Origin of the sequence: Citrobacter sp. RHBSTW-00029, assembly GCF_014104295.1 — a bacterium.
Lineage (GTDB): Bacteria > Pseudomonadota > Gammaproteobacteria > Enterobacterales > Enterobacteriaceae > Citrobacter > Citrobacter youngae.
The window spans coordinates 676293-699668 of sequence record NZ_JABXRT010000001.1; the positions used below are offsets into that span (position 1 = coordinate 676293).

The following is a 23376-nucleotide window of genomic DNA, read 5'->3' on the forward strand; positions in this document are numbered from 1 at the left end:
CTGTTCTATGCTGACGAGGCATTATCCCATAAAGTGTATGGGTTGAATCTTGGAAAGAATAATTAGTAGGAGCTTTAATGCATCTAATAATGCTCGATACATGTGTTTGGCTTGATATTTCGTCTCAAAAAGCTGAATTGCCGATGCTTACTGCCATAGAACATCTGGTGCAGGATGGGAGTATCAAAATACTACTGCCCGATCTGATACGTGCCGAGTACGAACGAAATAAAGATAGGGTGATTGAGGCTACGCGAAAACGGCTCGCCAGTGAATTTCGAGTAATTAAAGGGGTGGTTGAGTCGTTTGGCGGTGAAGGTAAAGAGACTGCGCTCAAAACCTTGGATGATGTTAATCACAGGCTGCCTATTCTTTCCGAAGTAAATCAAAACACAGTAAATCGTGTTACCAAACTTTTTGACATGGCCCACGAAGTTGTAATCTCTGATGTCGCAAAAATCAGAGCAGCAGAGCGGGCTATCGCTAAGAAGGCACCGTTCCATAAGCAGAAGAATAGTGTTGCTGACGCAGTGTTAGCAGAGACTTTCCAAGAGTTTCGGGTGTCACACGCAAGTGAGTACGAAACCTTTAGATTTGTCACTCATAATGTCACGGATTTTTCCGGCAAAGACCACAGGCAGCCACACGACGATTTCGCAGATATTTTTGACGGCAGCAGCTCTTTATTCTTTAACGCCACAAGCTCTGCCATCGAGGATTTGCTCGATCTTGAAGAATTTCACTATGAGAATAGCTTTTCTTGGGAGGACGAAACTCGTGGGCTTCAGGAAATCATGTCTGCGATGGACGAGTTGTTCGATAAAGTTTGGTACAACCGCCATATGAACATGATGTATCACCTAGATAATGGTGACATAGAGATCGTCCCCGCTGGCACAAAACGCTACGGCAATGATGTGATTCACGAAGATATCCTCGGCCAAGCAGAAATTGCAGCTCAACGGGTCAGGGATAAATATGAAGATACTGGGCCTTGGAGCGACTTTGAATGGGGGATGCTCAATGGGAAGCTCTCTGCCCTGCGATGGGTCTTGGGGGATGAGTGGGACATGCTCGACACGTAAGTAAGGATGATATCGCTTCTTATCTATCCCAATGCAAATCCAATCGAGAGCGTGAGTGTCCCGATATTTTATGTCGATGGCCGTATATCCAGCGATTTCATTTGTCAGATGTTCGATTGGATTGTGCAATCCAATCGAACATTCATAATAATTAGTCTATAAATACTGCCGTTCTGAGGACGCAAATGGGCAATGTAACAATTATTACCAATGCTATTGGGCGTTTTGCCAACGCCATGCGGCTCTATGGTGAAGCCTTCATCAGATATCGAGGGCTGGCAGCAATCGACCGTGAAGAGGCTATCCACAACCTCGACCGAGCATTTGAGCAAAATCTTGAGAGTTTTCATACGTTATATGATGTATCGCAAGGGATGTTTGACTTTCATGCTCATCCGGATACCAGTCTCCTAATTGCTATTCGTAATGCTCTTCATCATCGTGACCATCCTTTGTTCCATAGTCTTCTTCAGACTATTTGGTTGGACGGGGAGCCAGAGCGTCTGCTTGGAGCGGAGTATTTAATGGCTAGGCATCGAACGACGGGTGGCAATCCCCCGCCGATGATGCACTTGATCAAGTTGGAAGATATATACAGTCGCCTCGACCCACGTCGTGAATCGGTGCACATAAATCCAATGGGTAAGAGCAATGCTTTATCTAGATTTATCACTCTGGAAAATGGCCTTGCCTTCGAGAGAGTGTGGGCCAAAGCAAAAAAAGATCGCTATCCTACCAAGCAGGTGTATTTGGACTTGTTGCCGATATTTAATTCTGCGGTTTCGAGAGTTTTTGCTGCATTGGATACGGCTGGAGTGCCGTTTCAAGGGTTTGATGCAAACGCCTATAAATCTACATTTATTGATGAATTAAAGACAGACCTTCAACATTTCGATTTCTTTGGTCTGCGTATGCATGCGCTACAGATAGAATTAGGCCCGAAGTTCACAATCCAAGAGGCCTCTATCAGACGGGGCTGTACCTACGAAAAGGTGATGGAGGACGAATAGACGTCTATTATCGGGGTAAGGATGGTGCAGATATCATGACCTTGGCTAGGAGAATGGCATCAAATGAAAGACAGACCACATAGAGAGGCGATGGCCGAGCAATTCCGGGCCGATCCGACTTATGCGGCGGAGTTGCTTGCCGAAGTCCGTCGCGGCGGCAACCCGGACGAGCTGGCAATTCTGTTGCGGCAGATGCACGAGGCGTTCGGGGACGATTGCACGCGTTCCGGCTCTGCAACGAGGCAACTATGACGCAAGCAGCTTGGACCCGCGATGGTCGGCCGGTGGATGCGGCTTCTATTCCCGGCGCCGAGTGGGAGGCGTTGAAGGCGGCGGCGCAGTTAGGTGACTTCATGATGCCTTGCTGCAAGGCACCGGCAGTACTCAAGACAAGCATCAATGGCTTGCCTTTCTTCGCCCATCTGTCGGACGAGTGCAGTACTGCGCCCGAGACAAAATGGCATAAGTCGGGTAAGACCGCAGTGATGGCCGCCTTAACCGGCATGGGTATCGAGAACCGCGACGAGGTGCCGGGCCGATCACCAAGCGGCGACAAGTGGGAGGCTGATGTTCTCTTTTCGGTTTCCGGTCGCACCATCGTAATCGAGCTGCAACGCTCCTACCAGCATCTACGCGACTTCACACGTCGTCAGGAGCGGTACACTGCATCGGGCGTTGAGTGCTACTGGCTGGTCCGCAAGGAGACATTCATGACTTTAGGCAAGGCCACGTCGCGCCTGCTGTTGAAGCGTGATTTCGGCAACGTGTTTCCGCCCAGTGGAATTGGTACGGGCATGCTGCCCGAGCTGCCGGTGGCGATGCTGGACACCGAGGGCGAGCAACTGGTTCAGTTCGGCGGGTTCAAGAGCGCGACTGTTCCTGTTTGGCTGGCAGGCATCCTCAATGGTGCATACCAATATCGCGGCGGCTCGTGGAATCTTGACTGATCTTAGATGCGCGGCATGGCATTATTCATGGTATTGTGAAACTGTCTAGTAATTAAGCTATTGATATATAAGGAATTTTTATAGATTTTAATAATTGAGTGGGAATAATAACCCTTTCTGTTAGCGGTTTCTGAACCGGTAATATGTAAAAAAACCCTCTTTTTATAGAGGGTTTTTTTATTGCGCTCATACCGAAGCGCTGTGAATTAATCAACCAACTGTAGCTGGGGTTGAGATTGGGGGGCTACGTTCTCAACGCGAATATCCATCTGCGGATACGGCAGGGAGATATGGTTGGCGTCCATGGCTTCTTTAATGTTTTCCAGCAGATCGTAATAGGTATTCCAGTATTCGATGTTGGGTACCCATACGCGGACGTAAAAATTCAATGCTGAAGCGCCCAGTTCTCCCAGGCGAACGGTTACCCCACGTTGCTTATCGATGCGGGTATCTTGCTCGATAATATGGTTAATCACGCGCTTAACGTCAGCTATCCGGCTCTGATAGCCGACGCCAATCACCAGATCGATACGGCGGAAAGGGTGGCGGGAATAGTTAATGATATTGTCAGCGATGATCTTACCGTTTGGAATGACCACTTCTTTGCTGTCGGCGGTGAGCAAGGTGGTGGAGAAAATATGCACCTTTTCCACCGTTCCGGTGACTGCCCCAATTTATACCACTTCTCCGGCGCGGAATGGACGTAGGGAGACCAATAGTACGCCAGCGGCAAAGTTGGAAAGCGATCCTTGTAGCGCGAGTCCAATGGCCAACCCGGCGGCACCAATGACGGCAATAATGGAAGATGTTTCGATACCGACGCGACCCAATGCGGCAACAACGGCAAAGGCGAGGGTAATGTAACGTACCAGCGCGGTGAAGAACTGGATAATGGTTCGGTCAACTTTACGTTTTAACAGTAATTTTTCCAGACCACTGGAGATCATGCGAGAGACAAATTTACCGACAAACAGTAAAATTACGGCGGCAACGATATTCCAGCCGAATTGAATAACCGCATCGCTGTGTCCAGCGATCCATTCAAGACCGCTGCTTATTTTCGGAAATAATGAAAAACCACTCATGGTATTACCCTGTAGAATTTAAAATGGTAATGATTCAAATAAGCATTTAATTTCATACATAATATTAATGCTTTCGTCTGTGATATTTTTTGGTGATATTAATTGACGTCTATTTGAACACAGTGTGTCTTTTTATACCCAGTAAATCGGAACGTAAAAATGAGCGCGAATAGTGCGGTGAAGTGGGATTAAAAGATTGTGCATTTGTGCGAAAAACACGGTCTTTTATCCGATAACTCAGTGCGTGTGGTGGGTAAGACAGCGTATTGTTTCATCGCTCAAATCCCTTACCGGATGGTTAAATGTCAGGCGATTAGCCATCCGGTAAGGAATCTTAAGACAGGGGATCACAGATACGAGCGTTCAGCGTTCGTCAGTTTGAGCAGGAGAAGTCTGTTGCGGCAAGGTGGTCTGCTGGGATTCTTTCTTGTCCTGGTGGTGGTGCCACGCACCGATAGCAGAGTAGACGAAGCGTCCGAAGAAGAAGATGAAGCTGATAAGCAGTACGATCCGGATCATGCGACTGTTAAATCGGTGTCGTTTGCGTAGGCTGGTAACCTGGCTCACAAAAGGTTCCTTAAAGTGTACCCAACCAGTGGGCGATACTTACATTAAGGCACACTAAGAGGGAATGGTCAATTCTTCGTTATGTAAAATTGCATCAACGGTTTTATCCACTTATGTTATGGAAATTAATATTATTATTTGCATTAATAATGAATAAACGATCATAAATAAAGAAAAAGGTAATAATTGATTAATGGGGGATATTTTTTTTGACATATATCAAACCCCGTCGGTTATCCGTAACTAAAATTGATGAGTCATTGTGATGTGTATTACATCATAGTTTTAAAGTCAGGTGGGATGCCTGTCTGAATGCCCTTCACAGAAAATACCCCTACATGATGTGAGGGATTCTACTGAGCATCTATGAAACTCAATAAAAACTATATAAATATTAGAGATAAATGGTGGGCGCTGCCCCTCATCTTACCATCTTTACTGTTGCCGTTATTGAGCACTGCCAATACCTACGCACATATTAGTACCGGTACAGTCATCCTTTTTTACCTGCCTTTAGCGCTGATGATTAGCCTGATGTTGTTTTTTAGTTGGGCGGCACTGCCAGGAATAATCATTGCTATCGGTTGGTACAAATATCCGCAGGTTGGGTTATTTGAAACGCTGTCAATTATTACGCACTTTATAGTTACAGTGGTGCTTAGTTGGGGCGGATATAAAGTTTTTGCTCCCCGGAGAAACAACGTGGCGCACGGCGACTCCCATCTGATGTTTCAGCGAATATTTTGGCAGGTTTTCTGTCCGGCAACGCTATTCCTGATTCTCTTCCAGTTCGCTGCGTTTGTTGGTGTATACGAGAGCAAATCAGGTATGGTGGGCGTCATGCCCTTTAATACCGGAACGTTGATCAACTACCAGGCTATGCTGGTAGGGAACCTTGTTGGTATACCTCTATGCTATTTTATCATCCGAACCATTCGAAACCCGCTGCATATACGGGGCTATTTTTCGCAATTAAAGCAGCAATTTGACACCAAAGTAACGCGAACAGAGTTTGCTGTCTGGTTGATAATATTGACTTTATTGATGGCTCTGTTGTGTATGCCGTTAAATGAACAGAGTTCGATATTCAGCACAAATTATACCTTGTCTCTGTTACTGCCCGTCATGTTATGGGGCGCAATGCGTTACGGTTACCGATTTATTTCAATGATATGGACAGTCGTGTTGATAACTGCCATTCATTATTATCAGCGCTATATGCCCTGGTATTCGGGTTACGATACACAACTTGCAATTACCTCTTCGAGTTACCTCGTTTTTTCTTTCATCGTAAATTACATTGCCGTGCTGGCAACGCGTCAGCGATTTGTCACCCGACGCACACATCGTCTGGCATATTTTGATCCGATGGTGCATTTGCCAAACCTGCGGGCATTGAACCGAGCGCTGAAAAAAGCACCATGGTCAGTGCTTTGTTTTCTGCGTATACCGGGCATGGAACTGTTGGTGAAAAACTACGGTATTATGTTGCGTATCCAGTACAAGCAAAAACTCTCACATTGGATAGCGCCGTTGCTGGAACAAGACGAATATGTTTTTCAATTATCCGGTAATGATTTAATACTGCGTTTTAATACTGAGTCACATCAGCAGCGTATTGAAGCGCTGGACAAACATATCAGGCAATTCCGTTTTGTCTGGGATGGCATGCCCCTGCAACCGCAGGTTGGGATCAGTTTTTGCTATGTTCGCTCACCCGTTAACCACATTTATCTGTTACTGGGGGAGTTAAGCACCATCGCCGAGCTCTCGCTGGCAACCAATATGCCGGAGAGTTTGCAGCGACGTGGCGTAATGCACCTGCAGCGGGATCTGAAAGATAAAGTGGCAATGATGAATCGTTTGCAGCAGGCACTGGAGCATGATCGCTTCTTCCTGATGGCACAGCCGATTTCTGGCGTACGCGGCGATATTTATCATGAAATCCTGCTGCGTCTTCAGGGCGATGAAGGTGAAACGATTGCTCCTGATAATTTCTTACCGGTAGCCCATGAGTTTGGCTTGTCATCCAGCATTGATCTGTGGGTCATTGAAAATACGCTGAAATTTATGGCGCAGAATCGGGAGAAAATGCCCGCTCATCGGTTTGCCATTAACTTGTCACCCACGTCGATATGTCGCGCCCGACTTCCGCATGACATCAACCAGCTACTGGTTAAGTACAAGGTTGAAGCGTGGCAGTTGATTTTTGAAGTCACGGAAAGCAACGCCTTAACCAATGCGGAACAGGCACAGGCAACGTTACTGCAGCTGCAATCATTGGGCTGTCAGATTGCAATCGATGATTTTGGTACCGGCTATGCCAGCTATGCGCGGTTGAAAAATGTGAGTGCCGACATCCTGAAGATTGACGGAAGCTTTATCCGTAACATTGTCTCAAATAGTCTCGACTACCAAATCGTGGCCTCGATTTGTCACCTGGCGCGGATGAAAAAAATGTTGGTGGTCGCGGAGTATGTTGAAAGCGAAGAAATACGCAGTGCGGTGATTTCTCTGGGGATTGATTATTTGCAGGGCTATCTGATTGGTGAGCCGCGACCGCTGCATAAAACTCTGGAAGAACAGGTGCCAGTCACGCTGGCACCTGTCGATCACTCACGCAGCGATATCGGGTGAGTTTTCTTCCTCAATTTTAAGGCACCAGCCTGTGACGGCTTCCCAGTATTGCTGCTCTTTTTCCAGATCGAGCAGCACCAGCGCGTTCTGGCTAAACCAGTCGTGCGGGAAGCGTAGCGTCCAGTGGTTATCGTCGGTAATCAACGTGAGCGTCGGCGGCGTAGTGGTTGCCTGGCGCTGGTTGTTGAGCAATACCCCAAGTCGCAACAGCTGAATTAGCGGCAGGAACTGCTTTTTCTTGAACAGCGTAAAGCGGGGTAAATCATCCAGCTTAACCGCTTTACGATGATAGCGAACCAGGGTTGCCATCATCAGCTGTTGCTCCTGGTTGAAACCTGGCAGGTCGCTGTTTTGCAGAATATAAGCCGAGTGGCGATGCAGTCCGCTGTGGTTGATGTTCAGCCCAACCTCATGCAGCATCGCTGCCCAGCGCAGTAACGCTTCCAGTTGAGGATTGGCCAGTTTGGGCTGTTGTGTATGCCACTGGTCGTACATTTGCATGGTCGTTTCCAGCACGCGCCGGGCCTGTTCGCTGTCGATGTTGTACTGGTTTGCCAGGCTGCTGGCGGTACGACTACGAACGTCCTGGTGGCGAAAACGGCCTTCCATCTCATACAGTACACCTTCACGCAGCGCGCCATCGGAAAGCCGGAGTTCACGAATAGCGAGGGCATCAAAAACACCGCACAGTATTGCCAGACCGGGAACAAAAACCGCCTTTCGTTCTTCTGACAGCCCCGGCATGCTGAGTGCCTCAAATGACGCATGCTTCAGGACTTCTGTTGTCAGCTTGTCCAGACGTTCAGGGGTGATAAAACCATCTTTCTCACCCATTTCCAGCAGCACTTCATGGGCTGCTTTGATGGTGCCTGAAGCTCCCAGTGCAACGTTCCAGCCCTGGATTCGAAATTGCCAGGTGAGCGTTTCCAGCTTTTGCGCTGCCGCCATACGGGCGCGCTGGAAGTTTTCCCGGCTGATCGCACCACCCGGAAAGTACATCTGGGCAAAACTGACGCAGCCCATACGGCGGCTTTCGACCAGTTTAGGCTCGAAATCTTCGCCGATCACCAGTTCTGTTGAGCCGCCGCCGATATCGATAACCAACTTGCGACCTTTTTCCGGCTGGGTGTGCTCCACGCCCATAAAAATCAGTCGGGCTTCTTCGTTACCGGAAATAATCTCAATCGGGTAGGGGATGACTTTTTCCGCTCGCTTGAGAAAATCTGGCGCATTCAGCGCCTGACGCAAAGTATGGGTTCCCACGATGCATACGCTTGACGGGGGAAAGCCTTGCAGACGTTCGGCGAACAGCGACAGGCAGCTTAATCCGCGTTCCATCGCTTCTTCGCTTAGCTTGTTATCCGCGCCAAGGCCGTCCGCCAGATGTACGCGTTGTTTCAGTCGCCCGATAATTTGCATTGCGCCATCAACCACGCGGGCAATGACCATATGGAAACTGTTTGAACCAAGGTCGACCGCAGCAAATTCCTGCGGTCGTGGAGACTTGTCGTGTATTGGCATAGAGTTAGTCAGGTTGCTCGAGTGATTTGATGTAGTCGTAAATCGCTAATTGTGACTGAACCTTACGGCGGTTTCCGCGCGGTACGTAGCGATTACTCAGTTCTTTATCAATAAAGCGGGCTTTCACCGTGTCGCTGAACAGGATATCGATAATATCCAGCACGCGCTGCTTAAGGCGTGGGTCAAGAAGCGGTGTGGCAACTTCAATTCGATAATCGATGTTCCTGGTCATCCAGTCAGCAGAGGAGAGATACACCTGCTTATCGCCCCCGTTCTCGAAGATATAGACCCGGTCATGTTCGAGATAGCGGTCAACAATGCTGATGACGCGAATATTGTCACTGATGCCTTCCAGATTCGGGATCAGTGAGCACATACCGCGGATCAATAAATTAACGGGGACACCTGAACATGAAGCCGCATACAGGCGGTCAACCAGCCCTTTATCGACCAGATTATTCAGCTTCAGGGTAATGCCAGAAGGCAACCCTTGCTGTGCATTAGCGATCTCTTTGTCGATCATGCTGTACAGCAGGCGCCGTGAGTTCTGCGGGGAGACCAGCAGATAATCGAACGTTACCGGGCGATACGGGTTTTCGATGAAGTTAAACACCCGACGGACTTCGTTGGTAATGCGTGAATCGGCGGTCAGCAACGAGTAGTCGGTATACAGACGCGCTGTTTTTTCGTTGAAGTTCCCGGTGCCGATATGTGCATAGCGCACGACGTCATCGCCCTCTTTACGCGAAATCAGGAACAACTTGGCGTGAATTTTCAGTCCTGGTGCGGAGAAGATGACGTGAACGCCCGCTTCGGTCAAACGCTTGGCCCAATGAATGTTGGCTTCTTCATCAAAGCGCGCCTGCAGTTCCACCACCACGGTCACTTTTTTACCGTTATGCGCAGCATGGATCATCGAGTCGATGATGCGCGAATCTTTTGCCACACGGTAAATATTGATTTTTATCGCCAGCACACTCGGGTCGAATGAGGCCTGGCGCAGCAGTTCAAGAACGTGTTCAAAGGTGTGATACGGATAATAAAGCAACACATCGCGTTCACGTACGGCATCAAAGCCGTTACGAAACTTCTCTTTATCGAACCAGATATGGCGCAGACGCGGCAGGGGTTTGTTCACCAGGTTAGCTTTGCCAACGTTGGGAAAGTTAATAAAGTCTTTGAAGTTATGATAACGCCCGCCGGGGACAATGGAGTCGTAGCGAGAGATCGTCAGCTTTTCACGCAGTACTTCAACCAGCGCATTGGGCATATCGCGCTGATAAACAAAACGTACAGGCTCTGCGGTCAGACGCTGTTTCAGGCTGGATGACATCAGTTCCATCAGGCTCGATTCCATCTCGTGCACCAAATCGTATTCGGCATCACGGGTCATTTTCATCGAATAGGCGTTCAGCGCATCGTAATCAAAGAAACCTTTGAAAATGTCGTCAAGGCAGTAACGTAAGATGTTGTCCAGCAGGATCATCGGTTTGCGGCGACGCGGGGTTTCCGGCGGCAGATTCACAAAACGGGGAACCTTGTCAGAAGGGATTTCCAGCAACGCGTAGCGGATTGTATCGCCGCGGATAATTTCCACCGCCAGATAGGTGTAGTCATCTTTCAGAAACTGGACTAAATCCGTCTCGCGGTTAATCAGGATCGGCGTAATGTGCTGACGCAGATATTGCTTGAAGTAGTGGCGTAACCAGCTCTGTTGATTGGCTGATAGCTGACGTTCGTTGATGAGGAAAATCTGGTTGCGCGCCATCTCCAGCAGCAGCTCGTTGTACAGGCCGTCAAATTCCTGATCGGCTTTTAATACCCGAGCCTGGATTTTGCCTAACAGATGGCGGGAGTGAGAGTTTGAACCCTGTTCTTCGCTAATAATGATTCGGCGCTTCAGTTCGGCAAAACGCACCTTGTAAAATTCGTCGAGGTTGTTGGAATAGATGCCTAAGAAACGCATCCGTTCGATCAACGGGTTTGACTTATCAGCAGCTTCCTGGAGTACGCGTTCGTTGAACGCTAACCAGCTGAGTTCTTTCTCGATGTATAGCTTTTCCTGACCCATTACCACTTTTACTCCGTTTCATTCACGGGACACTACCGGTTAATTATGGCGAGCATTGCTCTCAGATGTCCAACTGTGCCAGAAAAATATGACAATAAACCGTCTGATAGCAAAGAGAAAGGGGGAGCGTAGATGAATACCGGAGATGTTAACCGGAAAAGGTATTTATGCCTGTAAGCCGGATGGTGATATTCGGCTTACAGGTTGGATTTTATTATTCGTCGGCGGCGTAGCCTTGTGGCGGCAGACGAACGCCATCCAGCCATGCAGCGTTATCACGCATCTTCAGACGGCCATCGGTAAACCAGCTTACCACCAACGGGTAAATGGTATGTTCCTGGGCCTGAACCCGCGCCGTGACGTCATCTTCGCTATCGCCTTCAAATACCGGAACCTTGGCCTGGAGAATAACCGGTCCGCCGTCCAGTTCATCAGTGACGAAGTGGACGGAGGTACCATGCTCTTCATCGCCGTTTTCCAGTACCTGGCGGTGCGTATGCAGGCCGGGATATTTTGGCAATAAAGACGGGTGGATATTCAGCAATCGTTCAGAATAGTGCGCGACAAACGCCGGGCTGAGGATGCGCATATAACCGGCCAGCACCACGACATCCGGCGCCCAGGCGTCAATTTCTTGCATCAGCTGGCGGTCGAAGGCTTCGCGACTGGCAAACTGGACGGCTTCCAGCGAGTGTGCCGGAATATTCGCTTCGCGTGCGCGCTCAAGGCCGAACGCATCGGCCTTATTACTGAATACTGCACGTATGGTGCCATTGATTTTTTTCTGTTCGCAGGCGTCTATTATCGCCTGCAAATTGCTTCCGTTACCGGAAATGAGCACCACAATGTTTTTCATTCAATGACCACACGCTGTTCGGAATCAGAAGCTTTGATGATACCGATTTTCCATGCGTTTTCACCTTTCTCATTGAGCAAAGCAAGGGCTTTGTCCACTTCCGGAGCTGGCAGGGCGATAACCATACCTACGCCGCAGTTAAAGGTGCGATACATCTCATGCTGGCTGACGTTACCCGCCGTTTGCAGCCAGTTGAAGACGGCTGGCCACTGCCATGAAGACTCGTCGATCACGGCCTGCGTGTTGTCTGGCAGAACGCGTGGAATATTTTCCCAGAAGCCGCCGCCGGTCAGGTGCGCAATGGCGTGCACATCAACCTTCTCGATCAGTTCCAGAATGGATTTTACGTAAATGCGGGTCGGAGCCAGCAAGTGATCGGCCAGCGACTTGCCTTCAAGCTCGGTGGTTTCTGGGTCACAACCGCTGACTTCTACAATTTTACGCACCAGAGAGTAGCCGTTAGAGTGCGGACCGCTGGAGCCGAGCGCAATCAGTACGTCACCGTCGGCCACTTTTGAACCGTCGATAATCTCTGATTTTTCGACGACGCCAACGCAGAAACCTGCCACGTCGTAATCTTCGCCGTGGTACATCCCCGGCATTTCAGCTGTTTCCCCACCGACCAGCGCACAGCCAGACTGCAGGCAGCCTTCGGCAATCCCGTTAATGACGCTGGCTGCGGTGTCCACATCCAGTTTGCCGGTTGCATAGTAGTCGAGGAAGAACAGCGGCTCAGCGCCCTGAACCACGAGGTCGTTGACGCACATTGCGACGAGGTCAATGCCGATAGTGTCGTGGCGTTTCAGATCCATCGCCAGACGCAGTTTTGTACCAACGCCATCAGTGCCGGAAACCAGTACCGGTTCACGATATTTTTGCGGCAATGCGCACAGCGCACCGAAGCCACCCAGACCACCCATAACTTCCGGACGACGCGTTTTCTTTACTACGCCTTTGATTCGATCAACCAGAGCATTACCTGCATCAATATCAACACCGGCATCTTTGTAGCTAAGAGAGGTTTTATCGGTCACTGCCTGCTTCCCCACATGTTTACTTGCAGTAAAAGTTAAATTCGGCGCAATTCTAACAGGGAAAGCAAACGTTTGCGAGCCTGCTCTGCATCAAGTTTTATCTGCTGGTTTTTTCAGCATTTTACAATCATTTATCTATTTGTTTGAACTGCGCCACGAAAATGAAACCGGGTACAGTCTTGTGCTTGAAACCTGCCAGCCGAATGCACAGTATCGTACTGAAACCGGTTTCAGTTTTCTGTTGCGGAGCTCATTTATACCCTAAATAATTCGAGTTGCAGGAAGGCGGCGACGCAGCGAATCTCCAGGAGCGTACATAAGTACGTGACTGGAGTGAGCGAGAAAAGCCAACGCACATGCAGCTTGAAGTATGACGGGTATAGAGCGTTTTGCGCAGACTCATCACGATAGGGGAAGGGGATGTCAGGATTTAAAGCAGATTTCATGTGGGGTGGCGCTGTCGCCGCTCATCAACTGGAAGGTGGCTGGCAGGAGGGCGGTAAAGGCATTAGCGTTGCCGATGTCATGACGGCGGGGGCGCATGGTGTGGCGCGTGAAATTACTGACGGTGTGATTGCCGGTAAAAACTACCCTAACCACGATGCCATCGATTTTTATCATCGCTATAAAGACGACATCAAGCTGTTTGCCGAAATGGGGTTTAAATGTTTTCGCACTTCTATTGCCTGGACGCGGATTTTCCCTTTAGGTGACGAAGCGCAACCCAATGAAGCTGGCCTGCAGTTCTATGATGATCTGTTCGACGAATGTCTGAAATATGGCATTGAACCGGTGATTACGTTGTCGCACTTCGAGATGCCCTACCATCTGGTGACGGAATATGGCGGCTGGCGCAACCGTAAGCTTATCGATTTCTTTGTCCGTTTTGCCCGGGTGGTTTTCACTCGTTTCCAGCACAAAGTGAAGTACTGGATGACGTTTAATGAGATTAACAATCAGGCAAATTATCACGAAGACTTTGCGCCCTTTACAAACTCTGGCCTGAAATACCAGTCCGGCGAAGACCGCGAGCCGGTCATGTTTCAGGCTGCGCACTACGAGCTGGTGGCCAGCGCGCTGGCGGTAAAGGTCGCGCGTGAAATTAACCCGACGCTGCAAATTGGCTGCATGATTGCGATGTGCCCAATTTATCCGCTGACCTGTGCGCCGAACGACATGATGATGGCGATGAACGCTATGCACCGGCGTTACTGGTTTACTGACGTCCATGTGCGCGGCAAATACCCGCAGCATCTTCTCAATTACTTTACCCGTCGTGGCTTTGAACTGGATATCACCGAGGAAGACCGTCAGGCGCTGACCGAGGGCTGCGTTGATTACATCGGCTTTAGCTATTATATGTCTTTCGCGACCCAGGCAACGGCGGACAACCCACAGCTGGATTACGACGAGTCGAAAAGCCTGGTTTCCAACCCGTATGTGCAGAAATCGGACTGGGGCTGGCAGATTGATCCGGTTGGCCTGCGCTATTCGCTGAACTGGTTCTGGGATCATTATCAGTTGCCGCTGTTTATTGTAGAAAATGGCTTTGGCGCGATTGACGTGCAGCAGGCTGACGGCTCGGTGGATGATTCCTATCGTATTGACTATATGGCCGCACATATCCGCGAAATGAAAAAAGCGGTGGTGGAAGATGGCGTGGATCTGATGGGCTATACCCCGTGGGGCTGTATTGATTTAGTCTCAGCCGGGACGGGGGAGATGAAAAAACGCTACGGCTTTATCTATGTTGATAAAAATAATGACGGGAGTGGGACATTAGCACGCTCGCCGAAGAAATCTTTTTCCTGGTATAGAAACGTCATCCAGAACAATGCTGAAAATCTATAAAATTCATGATGTTGATAATAAGCTCCGCACTCAAAGCGGGGCTTGTTTTATACTCATCATCCGGACGCAAACGATTTTGGTTGATCCATATCAAGCGTATGCAGTGTTGCGCCAGAGACGAAAAGCGGTATAATCCGGCGATTTTTTTTGTGGTTGCCACTCGTCTGAGGAAAGGAGAAGAGTATGAAGATCGTGGAAGTCAAACACCCACTCGTCAAACACAAGCTGGGACTGATGCGTGAAAACGATATCAGCACTAAACGCTTTCGTGAACTCGCCTCGGAAGTTGGCAGCCTGCTGACTTATGAAGCAACCGCTGGTCTGGAAACCGAAAAGGTGACCATCGAAGGCTGGAACGGTCCGGTTGAAGTTGACCAAATCAAAGGTAAAAAAATCACCGTTGTGCCAATCCTGCGTGCGGGTCTGGGCATGATGGAAGGCGTACTGGAAAACGTTCCGAGCGCGCGTATCAGCGTGGTGGGGATGTACCGTAACGAAGAGACGCTGGAGCCGGTTCCGTACTTCCAGAAGCTGGTTTCTAACATCGATGAGCGTATGGCGCTGATCGTTGACCCGATGCTGGCAACCGGTGGTTCCGTTATCGCGACCATCGACCTGCTGAAAAAAGCAGGCTGCAGCAGCATTAAAGTCCTGGTGCTGGTTGCAGCGCCGGAAGGTATCGCGGCGCTGGAAAAAGCGCACCCGGATGTTGAGCTGTACACTGCCTCCATCGATCAGGGACTGAACGAGCACGGATACATTATTCCGGGGCTCGGCGATGCCGGCGATAAGATTTTTGGTACCAAGTAAACGAATAAGTGAAAAGAAGCCGACTTTAAGAGTCGGCTTTTTTTTGAATAAAACAACCCAATCGCTAATAACAAACAACACTCAGAGGAAAACACTATGACGCGCCGTGCTATCGGGGTGAGTGAAAGACCGCCGCTTTTACAGACAATCCCGCTTAGTTTGCAGCACCTGTTCGCCATGTTTGGCGCAACGGTACTGGTGCCAGTCCTGTTTCATATCAACCCAGCTACCGTTCTGCTGTTTAACGGCATTGGTACGTTACTGTATCTCTTTATTTGTAAAGGAAAAATTCCGGCTTACCTCGGTTCAAGCTTTGCGTTCATTTCCCCGGTTCTGCTGCTGCTGCCGCTAGGGTATGAAGTGGCGCTGGGCGGTTTCATTATGTGTGGCATCCTGTTCTGCCTGGTTTCGTTCATCGTTAAGAAAGCTGGTACTGGCTGGCTGGATGTGATGTTCCCGCCTGCGGCGATGGGCGCAATCGTTGCCGTCATCGGTCTGGAGCTGGCGGGTGTCGCTGCGGGTATGGCGGGATTACTGCCTGCTGAAGGACAAGCGCCAGACTCAACAACCATCATCATCTCAATGGTGACGCTGGCGGTGACGGTATTTGGTTCCGTACTGTTCCGTGGCTTTATGGCGATTATCCCGATTTTGATTGGGGTGCTGGCCGGGTACGCGCTCTCCTTTGTGATGGGCGTCGTGGACACTACGCCGATAGCGCAGGCCCACTGGTTTGCTCTGCCAACGTTTTACACGCCGCGCTTTGAATGGGTCGCTATTCTGACCATTCTGCCTGCGGCGCTGGTGGTTATTGCTGAACACGTCGGCCACCTGGTGGTAACGGCGAATATCGTGAAAAAAGATTTGATTCGCGATCCTGGCCTGCATCGTTCTATGTTTGCTAACGGCCTGTCGACGGTGATCTCCGGCTTCTTCGGTTCGACGCCTAACACCACCTACGGCGAAAACATCGGCGTCATGGCGATTACCCGCGTTTACAGTACCTGGGTTATTGGCGGCGCGGCGATTTTCGCCATTCTGCTCTCCTGCGTGGGTAAACTGGCTGCGGCGATCCAAATTATTCCACTGCCGGTCATGGGCGGTGTATCTCTGCTGCTGTACGGCGTGATTGGCGCTTCCGGTATTCGCGTACTGATCGAGTCAAAAGTTGACTACAACAAAGCACAGAACCTGATCCTGACCTCGGTCATTTTGATCATCGGCGTCAGCGGCGCGAAAGTTCACATTGGTGCTGCTGAGCTGAAAGGCATGGCGCTGGCGACCATTGTGGGTGTCTGTCTGAGCCTGATTTTCAAAGTTATCAGCCTGCTGCGTCCGGAAGAAGTGGTGCTCGACGCCAAAGATGCCGACACTGAGCAACAGTAAACCTTTGACCGGGCGGCGATGCTGCCCGGTTCTATCGCGACGCATTTCTGTGTTAAACTCAACGCGATTTTATGAAATCCTGGGTTGAGGTATCTCTGAACACACCGGCACAGCTCTCTTTGCCACTTTATCTTCCTGACGACGAAACTTTCGCAAGTTTCTGGCCGGGGGATAACTCCTCTTTACTGGCTGCACTGCAAAACGTGCTGCGTCAGGAACATAGCGGGTATATTTATCTTTGGTCGCGTGAAGGCGCTGGCCGTAGCCATTTGCTGCATGCAGCCTGTGCGGAACTGTCCGCGCGCGGCGATGCGGTAGGCTATGTGCCGCTCGACAAACGCACCTGGTTCGTCCCCGAGGTGCTCGACGGGATGGAGCATTTATCGCTGGTCTGCATCGACAACATCGAATGTGTGGCCGGTGATTCGCTGTGGGAAATGGCGATCTTTGATCTCTACAACCGTATCCTGGAGTCGGGGAAAACACGCCTGCTGATCACCGGCGATCGCCCGCCAAGACAGCTAAATCTGGGATTGCCGGATCTCGCCTCGCGTCTGGACTGGGGACAAATCTACAAGCTACAGCCGCTTTCTGATGAAGATAAACTGCAGGCGTTGCAATTACGCGCCAGGCTACGTGGGTTTGAACTGCCGGAAGATGTGGGACGCTTCCTGCTTAAGCGTCTGGATCGGGAAATGCGTACGCTGTTTATGACGCTGGATCAGCTTGATCACGCATCGATCACCGCCCAGCGAAAGCTGACCATTCCGTTCGTAAAAGAAATTCTGAAGCTGTAAGCGCCGCAGCCGGAAAACTGCGGCAGTCTTAAGATTAACCGACGATTTCCAGTACCTGCTCCGGCGGACGTCCAATTCGCGCCTGGCCTTTGGCAACCACAATTGGACGCTCCATCAGTTTCGGGTTTTCTACCATTGCCTGAATCAGCGCATCTTCACTCAGGTTTTTGTCCGCCAGGTTAAGCGACTTATAGAGATCTTCTTTCTGGCGCATCAGCTCACGCGCGCTGGACATACCCAGCATCTGCAGAAGTTCGCGCAGGGTCGCGGCGTCAGCCGGGGTTTCCAGATACAGCACCACTTCCGGGTCCACGCCATTGGACTTCAGTAATTCCAGCGTTTCACGGCTCTTGGAGCAGCGTGGGTTATGGTAGATTTTAATCGCGTCTGACATTTTTCTTTCCTGTTACATCTTGGTGTACGGTTTAAAGCGCTCTTGCAGCTGGCGTAGCTGGTCGATACGGGCATCGTATCTGGCCTGCTGCTGGCTACCCAGTTTCACCTGAGAGCTTGCACTGCTGAGCATCGAAATCGCCTGATCCAGACGTCCAGCGAGGGCATACCCCTCCGCCCGCGCCGCCAGCTCCTGATCGCGGTTGTTCAGGTTGGCTTCCGTTTGCGCTAACAGATCCCAGCCGTTAGGGTCGTCCTTATGGTTAAACGTATAGCGATTCAGGATGGTCGCCGCCTCTTTGGCTTGTCCGCCCTGTAAATACGCATTCGCCAGGTTGAGCTGCAGTACCGGGTTAGTGCGCAGGTCGCGGGCGTTTTTCAGGCGGTTAATGGCATCACTGGTTTTCTTCTGGCCGAGATCGATATCCGTTGCCAGGTCGAGATACCAGGCATTGTTCGCGTCTGCTGCCAGCAGCGGCTGTAGCGCTTTACGTGCTTCGTCATATTTGCTGGCTTCCATCGCCTGCAATGCCCGGCCATACTGTGCTGCACGTTGTTCACGTACGTTGCCTTTCGACCAGTTATCCAGTAGATCGCTGGTTAACTGGTTGCGGCCTGAATTGTACATGCCTAAGGTTCGTGCCTTAGCCAGATAAAAATCTTCTGACGACTGGACGACCACCGGACGCATCTGGTTGGCGCGGTTACGGGCATCCGACAGGCGGCTTTCAGGCAGGGGGTGAGTCAGCAAAATTTCCGGCGGACGCGAAGAGTAACGGGCCTGATCGAGCAGTTTTTCGAGGAACGTTGGCATGGCCTGAGGATCAAAGCCCGAACGTTGCAGTACCTGAATACCGATGCGGTCTGCTTCCTGTTCATTTTGTTGCGTAAAGCTAATCATCCCCTGGCGAGTACCCGCCAGCGTACCGGTTAACGCCGCCATCCCTGCCTGCGGGCTGGCCATTGCTAATAAAATCGAGCCTAATGCGCCAACCCATGTCAGCGGTGCGCTACGTTTCTGATCTTCCATCGCGCGCGCCAGGTGGCGCTGCGTGACGTGGGAGATTTCGTGCGCCATGACCGATGCTAACTGGCTTTCGTTATCGGAATAGCGGAATAGCGCGGAGTGCAAAACAACGTTGCCGCCAAAGAAAGCAAAGGCGTTGATTTCATCGTTGTTAATCAAAAAGAAGGTGAAGGGCGTTTTTACCGAGTCGGCGTGCGAAACCAGACGCATACCCAGAGAATTAATGTATTGGGTCAGCAGTGGATCGTTAATTAATGGCGCACTACCGCGCAACTGGCGTACGTAATAATCGCCCATCTGCATTTCCTGTCCTATGGAAAGCGTACTCCCTGCCGAGGTTCCCATATCAGGCAGGGTGTCCGCGGTGTCTGCAAATGCGGGCGCGACCTGACCGATGGTCAGTGCGGCAATGAGGGTAGCAACCAGGTTTTTTTTCAACTGCCTGAACATAACCTCTGTCCTGTATTCTTTTTTGAGATAGCCATTTGACCAATGCCGTGAAGTATCGTTCACACTCCGCAAGCTTACGGAGTGTAACTGTGAAACCTGACGATGAACACCCAGGAAAAATGTCTTTTCACTTTGCGTAATCAGTCATAAAAAGCGAAGTCTTTTTTGTGACATTTCGATACAATTCGGGATCGCAATCCCGCTATTGAGGTTCAGGGAAGGTTTTATGCTCGAAATGTTGACGCAATGGTATCGCCGCCGCTTTAGCGACCCAGAGGCTATTGCCTTGCTGATTATTCTGGTTGCCGGTTTTGGCATCCTGTTCTTCTTTAGTGGTCTGTTGGCGCCGCTGCTGGTCGCGATTGTGCTGGCTTATCTGCTGGAATGGCCTACCGCCCGGCTGGAAAATATCGGTTGCTCGCGGCGCTGGGCGACGTCAATTGTGCTGGTGGTGTTTGTCGGTATTTTACTGCTGATGGCGTTTGTGGTGATGCCCGTTGCATGGCAGCAGGGCATCTATCTAATACGCGATATGCCTGGCATGCTCAACAAGTTGTCTGACTTTGCCGCCACCTTACCGCGACGTTATCCGGCGCTGATGGATGCGGGCATCATTGATGCGATGGCGGAAAATATGCGTTCCCGGATGCTCACCATGGGCGATTCAGTGGTGAAATATTCGCTGGCTTCTCTGGTTGGGTTGTTGACGCTGGCGGTCTATCTGGTGCTTGTCCCACTGATGGTATTCTTTTTGGTGAAGGATAAAAGCCAGATGTTGAATGCTGTGCGCCGGGTGCTGCCGCGAAATCGTGGACTGGCAGGACAGGTCTGGAAAGAAATGAACCAGCAAATCACCAACTATATCCGCGGTAAAGTACTGGAGATGGTGGTGGTCGGTGTTGCAACCTGGCTGGGCTTCCTGATGTTTGGCCTTAACTACTCTCTGCTGCTGGCGGTGCTGGTGGGGTTCTCTGTGCTGATCCCGTATATCGGCGCGTTTGTGGTGACGATTCCGGTTGTTGGTGTGGCGCTGTTTCAGTTCGGGCTTGGCACCGAGTTCTGGAGCTGTTTCGCCGTGTACCTGATAATCCAGGCGTTGGACGGCAATCTGCTGGTTCCCGTACTCTTCTCCGAAGCCGTAAATTTGCATCCGCTGGTCATTATTCTCTCAGTCGTAATATTCGGTGGCCTGTGGGGATTCTGGGGCGTTTTCTTTGCCATTCCGCTGGCGACGCTAATCAAAGCCGTGGTGCATGCCTGGCCGGATGGTCAGGTCGTTGACGAACCCTAATCTGCAAGATCCGGCGATATCATGTCGCCGGATCCGAACTTGTCTGACCTCTATCCACACTTTCTGAATCATCTCTTCTGCTGTCGTTTTTCTCCGCATTTGTCTTTAACTTGACCTGCGTGATGTCTTTCTGTCACGCAAGGAATAAGACCAACAGGAGAACAAAATGGGCCACAACACACACACGCAGCAAAAGGTGGGATGGAGCGGTTATCTCGCTTTTTTTATTACGATTATCCTTTTTTCCGGCATGTTTGCGAAAAGTACCGAATGGTGGCGGGTCTTTGACTTCACCGTCCTCAACGGCGCGTTTGGGCAGATTAATGCCGCAGGCGATACAGCGGTCTCTTTTCGCGGCTCTGGAGGGATGGGAGCCAAAGACGGCTTCTTATTCGCGCTTGAGCTGGCACCTTCCGTCATTCTTTCACTCGGGATTATTTCCGTCACCGAAGGGTTAGGTGGTTTACGTGCGGCACAACAGCTGATGACGCCGGTCCTGCGCCCGTTACTCGGTATTCCGGGAGTTTGTTCGCTGGCGCTAATTGCGAATTTGCAAAATACCGATGCCGCGGCCGGGATGACCAAAGAGATGGCGGAAGAGGGCATTATTACTGAACAGGAGCGTGCCATTTTTGCCTGCTGGCAAACCAGCGGCAGCGCGTGTATTACCAACTATTTTTCCTCTGGCGCTGCGCTGTTTACGGTGGTTACCGTTCCGGTGATTACGCCGCTGGCGGTGATCCTTGTCTTCAAATTTGTGGGAGCGAATCTGCTGCGTTTGTGGATTGCGCAGCTGGAAAATCGCCGTCTGCAGCAGGAGGTCTGAGATGACAACGCAGGTACGTAAAAACGTCATGGATATGTTTATCGATGGCGCGCGGCGCGGGTTTACAATTGCTACAACCAGCCTGTTACCTAACGTGGTGATGGCGTTTGTGATTATTCAGGCGCTGAAGGTGACGGGATTGCTCGAGATTGTCGGGCGGGTGTGCGAACCGGTGATGGCGTTGTGGGGGCTACCGGGGGAATCTGCCACCGTGCTGCTGGCGGCGGTGATGAGTATGGGAGGCGGCGTCGGCGTTTGTGCCAGTCTGGTTGTTGCTGGTACGCTTTCGGGGCATGATGCGACTGTATTGCTACCGGCTATCTACCTGATGGGCAATCCGGTGCAAAATGTGGGACGCTGTCTGGGGACTGCGGGGGTCCATCCTCGTTACTACCCGCTGATTATTGCGGTATGCGTCATTAATGCGCTGCTCTCTATTTGGGTTATGCAGGTAATTGCCTGACAAGGAAGGTTATGAACTGTTCAATTCTTAATTTGACGTTGTTCCAGCAGGGACACGTGTACGCGCCGGAAGATTTAGGCCGCCAGGATATTCTGGTGTCTGGCAGTACAATTGTTGCCATCGCGCCGTCGATTTCTCCTGAAGACTTCCCCGGCTGCGAGTGCATCCATCTTGACGGTGCGATTGTGTGCCCGGGGTTTATCGATCAGCACGTCCATCTGATTGGCGGTGGCGGAGAGGCAGGGCCACATACCCGCACGCCGGAAGTGCGCTTGTCACGACTGGTGGAAGCCGGTATCACTTCCGTCGTGGGATTATTGGGAACGGACGGGATTACCCGTCATCCTGAGTCGTTGCTGGCGAAAACACGTGCGCTGGAGTTTGAAGGCATCAGCGCATGGATGCTGACCGGGGCCTATTCTCTGCCATCTCCGACCATCACCGGCAGTATCGATCGCGACGTGGCGCTGATCGATAAAGTTATTGGCGTGAAATGTGCGGTTTCGGACCATCGTTCCTCTGCCCCGGACACCTCGGCGCTGGCGAACATGGCGGCGCAGTCGCGGGTAGGTGGATTGTTAGGGCGCAAACCGGGGGTAAGCGTTTTCCACATGGGTGACAGCCCGCGCATGCTGGAGCCGTTGTACAACATCCTCGAGTGCTGTGATGTCCCGATTACCAAACTGTTGCCAACGCATGTTAATCGTGCGGAACCGCTGTTCCAGGCGGCGCTGGAGTATGCCCGCCAGGGCGGTTATATCGATATTACCAGCAGCATTGATGAGCCAGTCGATCCGGCCATGGCCATTGCTACAGCGTTGCGCCAGAACGTGCCGCTGTCGCGTATTACCCTGAGCTCGGATGGCAACGGTAGCCAACCGGAATTTGATGCGTCCGGTAATCTGACTGGGATTGGCGTCGCAGGATTTGAATCACTGGCGGAAACGGTACGCCAGTTGGTGAAGGTTCATGCCGTACCGCTGGAGCAGGCGCTGTGTCCGCTGACGCGTACGGTCGCAGAATTTTTGGGACTAGAGCATAAAGGGCGTTTGGCGGTGGGATGCGATGCGGACATTCTGGTGCTGAACGACGCGCTGGAAGTGAATTACCTTTGGGCAAAGGGGAAAGCCATGGTGAAAGAGAAGAAAGCCTGCGTAAAAGGGACGTTTGAATAAACGCTTATGCGGATGTCAGCCTGAAAAAGTACAGATTCACGTTTATGCCGGGTGGCGGCTACGCCTTACCCGGCCTACAAGTTTCGCAATATTA

20 protein-coding genes and 1 pseudogene are annotated in these 23376 nt (G+C 50.9%); 13 read left to right on the top strand and 8 right to left on the bottom strand.

What is annotated here, in order from left to right; translation table 11 throughout:
- Positions 1 to 77: 77 nt before the first annotated feature.
- The 4 genes from HV041_RS03230 to HV041_RS03245 all read left to right on the top strand — a co-directional run bounded on the left by HV041_RS03230 (position 78) and on the right by HV041_RS03245 (position 3042).
- Positions 78 to 1085: a PIN domain-containing protein gene (locus HV041_RS03230; protein ID WP_064157306.1), complete on the top strand. Its 1008-nt coding sequence runs from the start codon at positions 78 to 80 to the stop codon at positions 1083 to 1085.
- Positions 1086 to 1270: 185 nt separating this feature from the next.
- Positions 1271 to 2095, top strand: coding sequence for a hypothetical protein (locus HV041_RS03235; protein ID WP_001565717.1), 825 nt, complete (start codon positions 1271 to 1273; stop codon positions 2093 to 2095).
- A 63-nt stretch (positions 2096 to 2158) separates the two neighbouring features.
- A complete protein-coding gene (locus tag HV041_RS03240) occupies positions 2159 to 2347 on the top strand; it encodes a hypothetical protein (RefSeq protein WP_085451423.1) in 189 nt (62 codons plus the stop codon).
- Positions 2344 to 3042 (top strand): competence protein CoiA family protein, encoded by a 699-nt coding sequence (locus HV041_RS03245; RefSeq protein ID WP_064157305.1) that lies wholly within the window; start codon positions 2344 to 2346, stop codon positions 3040 to 3042. Before HV041_RS03240 ends, HV041_RS03245 begins: the two co-directional genes overlap by 4 nt.
- A gap of 206 nt (positions 3043 to 3248) precedes the next feature.
- Here the strand turns inward: HV041_RS03245 and mscS are convergent.
- Both mscS and HV041_RS03255 read right to left on the bottom strand, forming a co-directional pair.
- Positions 3249 to 4127, bottom strand: a pseudogene (gene mscS / locus HV041_RS03250) (small-conductance mechanosensitive channel MscS).
- A gap of 363 nt (positions 4128 to 4490) precedes the next feature.
- On the bottom strand, positions 4491 to 4694 hold the full coding sequence (locus tag HV041_RS03255; protein ID WP_071887371.1) for a YfgG family protein: 204 nt from the start codon (positions 4692 to 4694) through the stop codon (positions 4491 to 4493).
- A 366-nt stretch (positions 4695 to 5060) separates the two neighbouring features.
- Here HV041_RS03255 and HV041_RS03260 point away from each other — a divergent pair, with 366 nt between their 5' ends.
- A complete protein-coding gene (locus HV041_RS03260) occupies positions 5061 to 7331 on the top strand; it encodes a sensor domain-containing phosphodiesterase (RefSeq protein WP_121584890.1) in 2271 nt (756 codons plus the stop codon).
- Here HV041_RS03260 and ppx read toward each other — a convergent pair.
- The 4 genes from ppx to purM all read right to left on the bottom strand — a co-directional run bounded on the left by ppx (position 7311) and on the right by purM (position 12813).
- Positions 7311 to 8852: an exopolyphosphatase gene (gene ppx, locus HV041_RS03265; protein WP_061068325.1), complete on the bottom strand. Its 1542-nt coding sequence runs from the start codon at positions 8850 to 8852 to the stop codon at positions 7311 to 7313. The genes HV041_RS03260 and ppx overlap by 21 nt on opposite strands.
- 4 nt (positions 8853 to 8856) lie before the next feature.
- Complete coding sequence (gene ppk1 / locus HV041_RS03270; protein ID WP_101741994.1) at positions 8857 to 10923, bottom strand: polyphosphate kinase 1; 2067 nt, start codon at positions 10921 to 10923, stop codon at positions 8857 to 8859.
- A 214-nt stretch (positions 10924 to 11137) separates the two neighbouring features.
- Entirely contained in the window at positions 11138 to 11779 is a 642-nt protein-coding gene (gene purN / locus HV041_RS03275) for a phosphoribosylglycinamide formyltransferase (protein WP_121584889.1), read from the bottom strand.
- A complete protein-coding gene (gene purM / locus HV041_RS03280; protein WP_003838485.1) occupies positions 11776 to 12813 on the bottom strand; it encodes a phosphoribosylformylglycinamidine cyclo-ligase in 1038 nt (345 codons plus the stop codon). Before purM ends, purN begins: the two co-directional genes overlap by 4 nt.
- Before the next feature lie 420 nt (positions 12814 to 13233).
- Between purM and HV041_RS03285 the strand changes: the two genes are divergently transcribed.
- The 4 genes from HV041_RS03285 to HV041_RS03300 all read left to right on the top strand — a co-directional run bounded on the left by HV041_RS03285 (position 13234) and on the right by HV041_RS03300 (position 17657).
- Positions 13234 to 14664 (top strand): 6-phospho-beta-glucosidase, encoded by a 1431-nt coding sequence (locus HV041_RS03285; RefSeq protein ID WP_121584888.1) that lies wholly within the window; start codon positions 13234 to 13236, stop codon positions 14662 to 14664.
- A 183-nt stretch (positions 14665 to 14847) separates the two neighbouring features.
- Entirely contained in the window at positions 14848 to 15474 is a 627-nt protein-coding gene (gene upp, locus HV041_RS03290; protein WP_003037929.1) for a uracil phosphoribosyltransferase, read from the top strand.
- A gap of 96 nt (positions 15475 to 15570) precedes the next feature.
- Complete coding sequence (uraA, locus tag HV041_RS03295) at positions 15571 to 16860, top strand: uracil permease (protein WP_003037932.1); 1290 nt, start codon at positions 15571 to 15573, stop codon at positions 16858 to 16860.
- A gap of 95 nt (positions 16861 to 16955) precedes the next feature.
- Positions 16956 to 17657: a DnaA inactivator Hda gene (locus tag HV041_RS03300; protein WP_211924219.1), complete on the top strand. Its 702-nt coding sequence runs from the start codon at positions 16956 to 16958 to the stop codon at positions 17655 to 17657.
- A 34-nt stretch (positions 17658 to 17691) separates the two neighbouring features.
- On the opposite strand, the gene arsC is transcribed toward HV041_RS03300, so the two are convergent.
- A complete protein-coding gene (arsC, locus tag HV041_RS03305; RefSeq protein ID WP_003037937.1) occupies positions 17692 to 18051 on the bottom strand; it encodes an arsenate reductase (glutaredoxin) in 360 nt (119 codons plus the stop codon).
- A 12-nt stretch (positions 18052 to 18063) separates the two neighbouring features.
- Positions 18064 to 19527, bottom strand: a complete 1464-nt coding sequence (bepA, locus tag HV041_RS03310; RefSeq protein ID WP_121584887.1) for a beta-barrel assembly-enhancing protease — start codon at positions 19525 to 19527, stop codon at positions 18064 to 18066.
- A gap of 226 nt (positions 19528 to 19753) precedes the next feature.
- Here bepA and HV041_RS03315 point away from each other — a divergent pair, with 226 nt between their 5' ends.
- The 4 genes from HV041_RS03315 (at position 19754) to iadA (ending at position 23282) form a co-directional block, all read left to right on the top strand.
- Entirely contained in the window at positions 19754 to 20818 is a 1065-nt protein-coding gene (locus tag HV041_RS03315) for an AI-2E family transporter (protein WP_116360859.1), read from the top strand.
- Between the two features lie 166 nt (positions 20819 to 20984).
- Entirely contained in the window at positions 20985 to 21644 is a 660-nt protein-coding gene (locus tag HV041_RS03320; RefSeq protein WP_121584886.1) for a nucleoside recognition domain-containing protein, read from the top strand.
- Position 21645: 1 nt separating this feature from the next.
- Positions 21646 to 22107: a YjiG family protein gene (locus HV041_RS03325; RefSeq protein ID WP_003037948.1), complete on the top strand. Its 462-nt coding sequence runs from the start codon at positions 21646 to 21648 to the stop codon at positions 22105 to 22107.
- 11 nt (positions 22108 to 22118) lie between these two features.
- A complete protein-coding gene (iadA, locus tag HV041_RS03330) occupies positions 22119 to 23282 on the top strand; it encodes a beta-aspartyl-peptidase (RefSeq protein ID WP_121584885.1) in 1164 nt (387 codons plus the stop codon).
- The last annotated feature ends 94 nt before the right edge of the window (positions 23283 to 23376 follow it).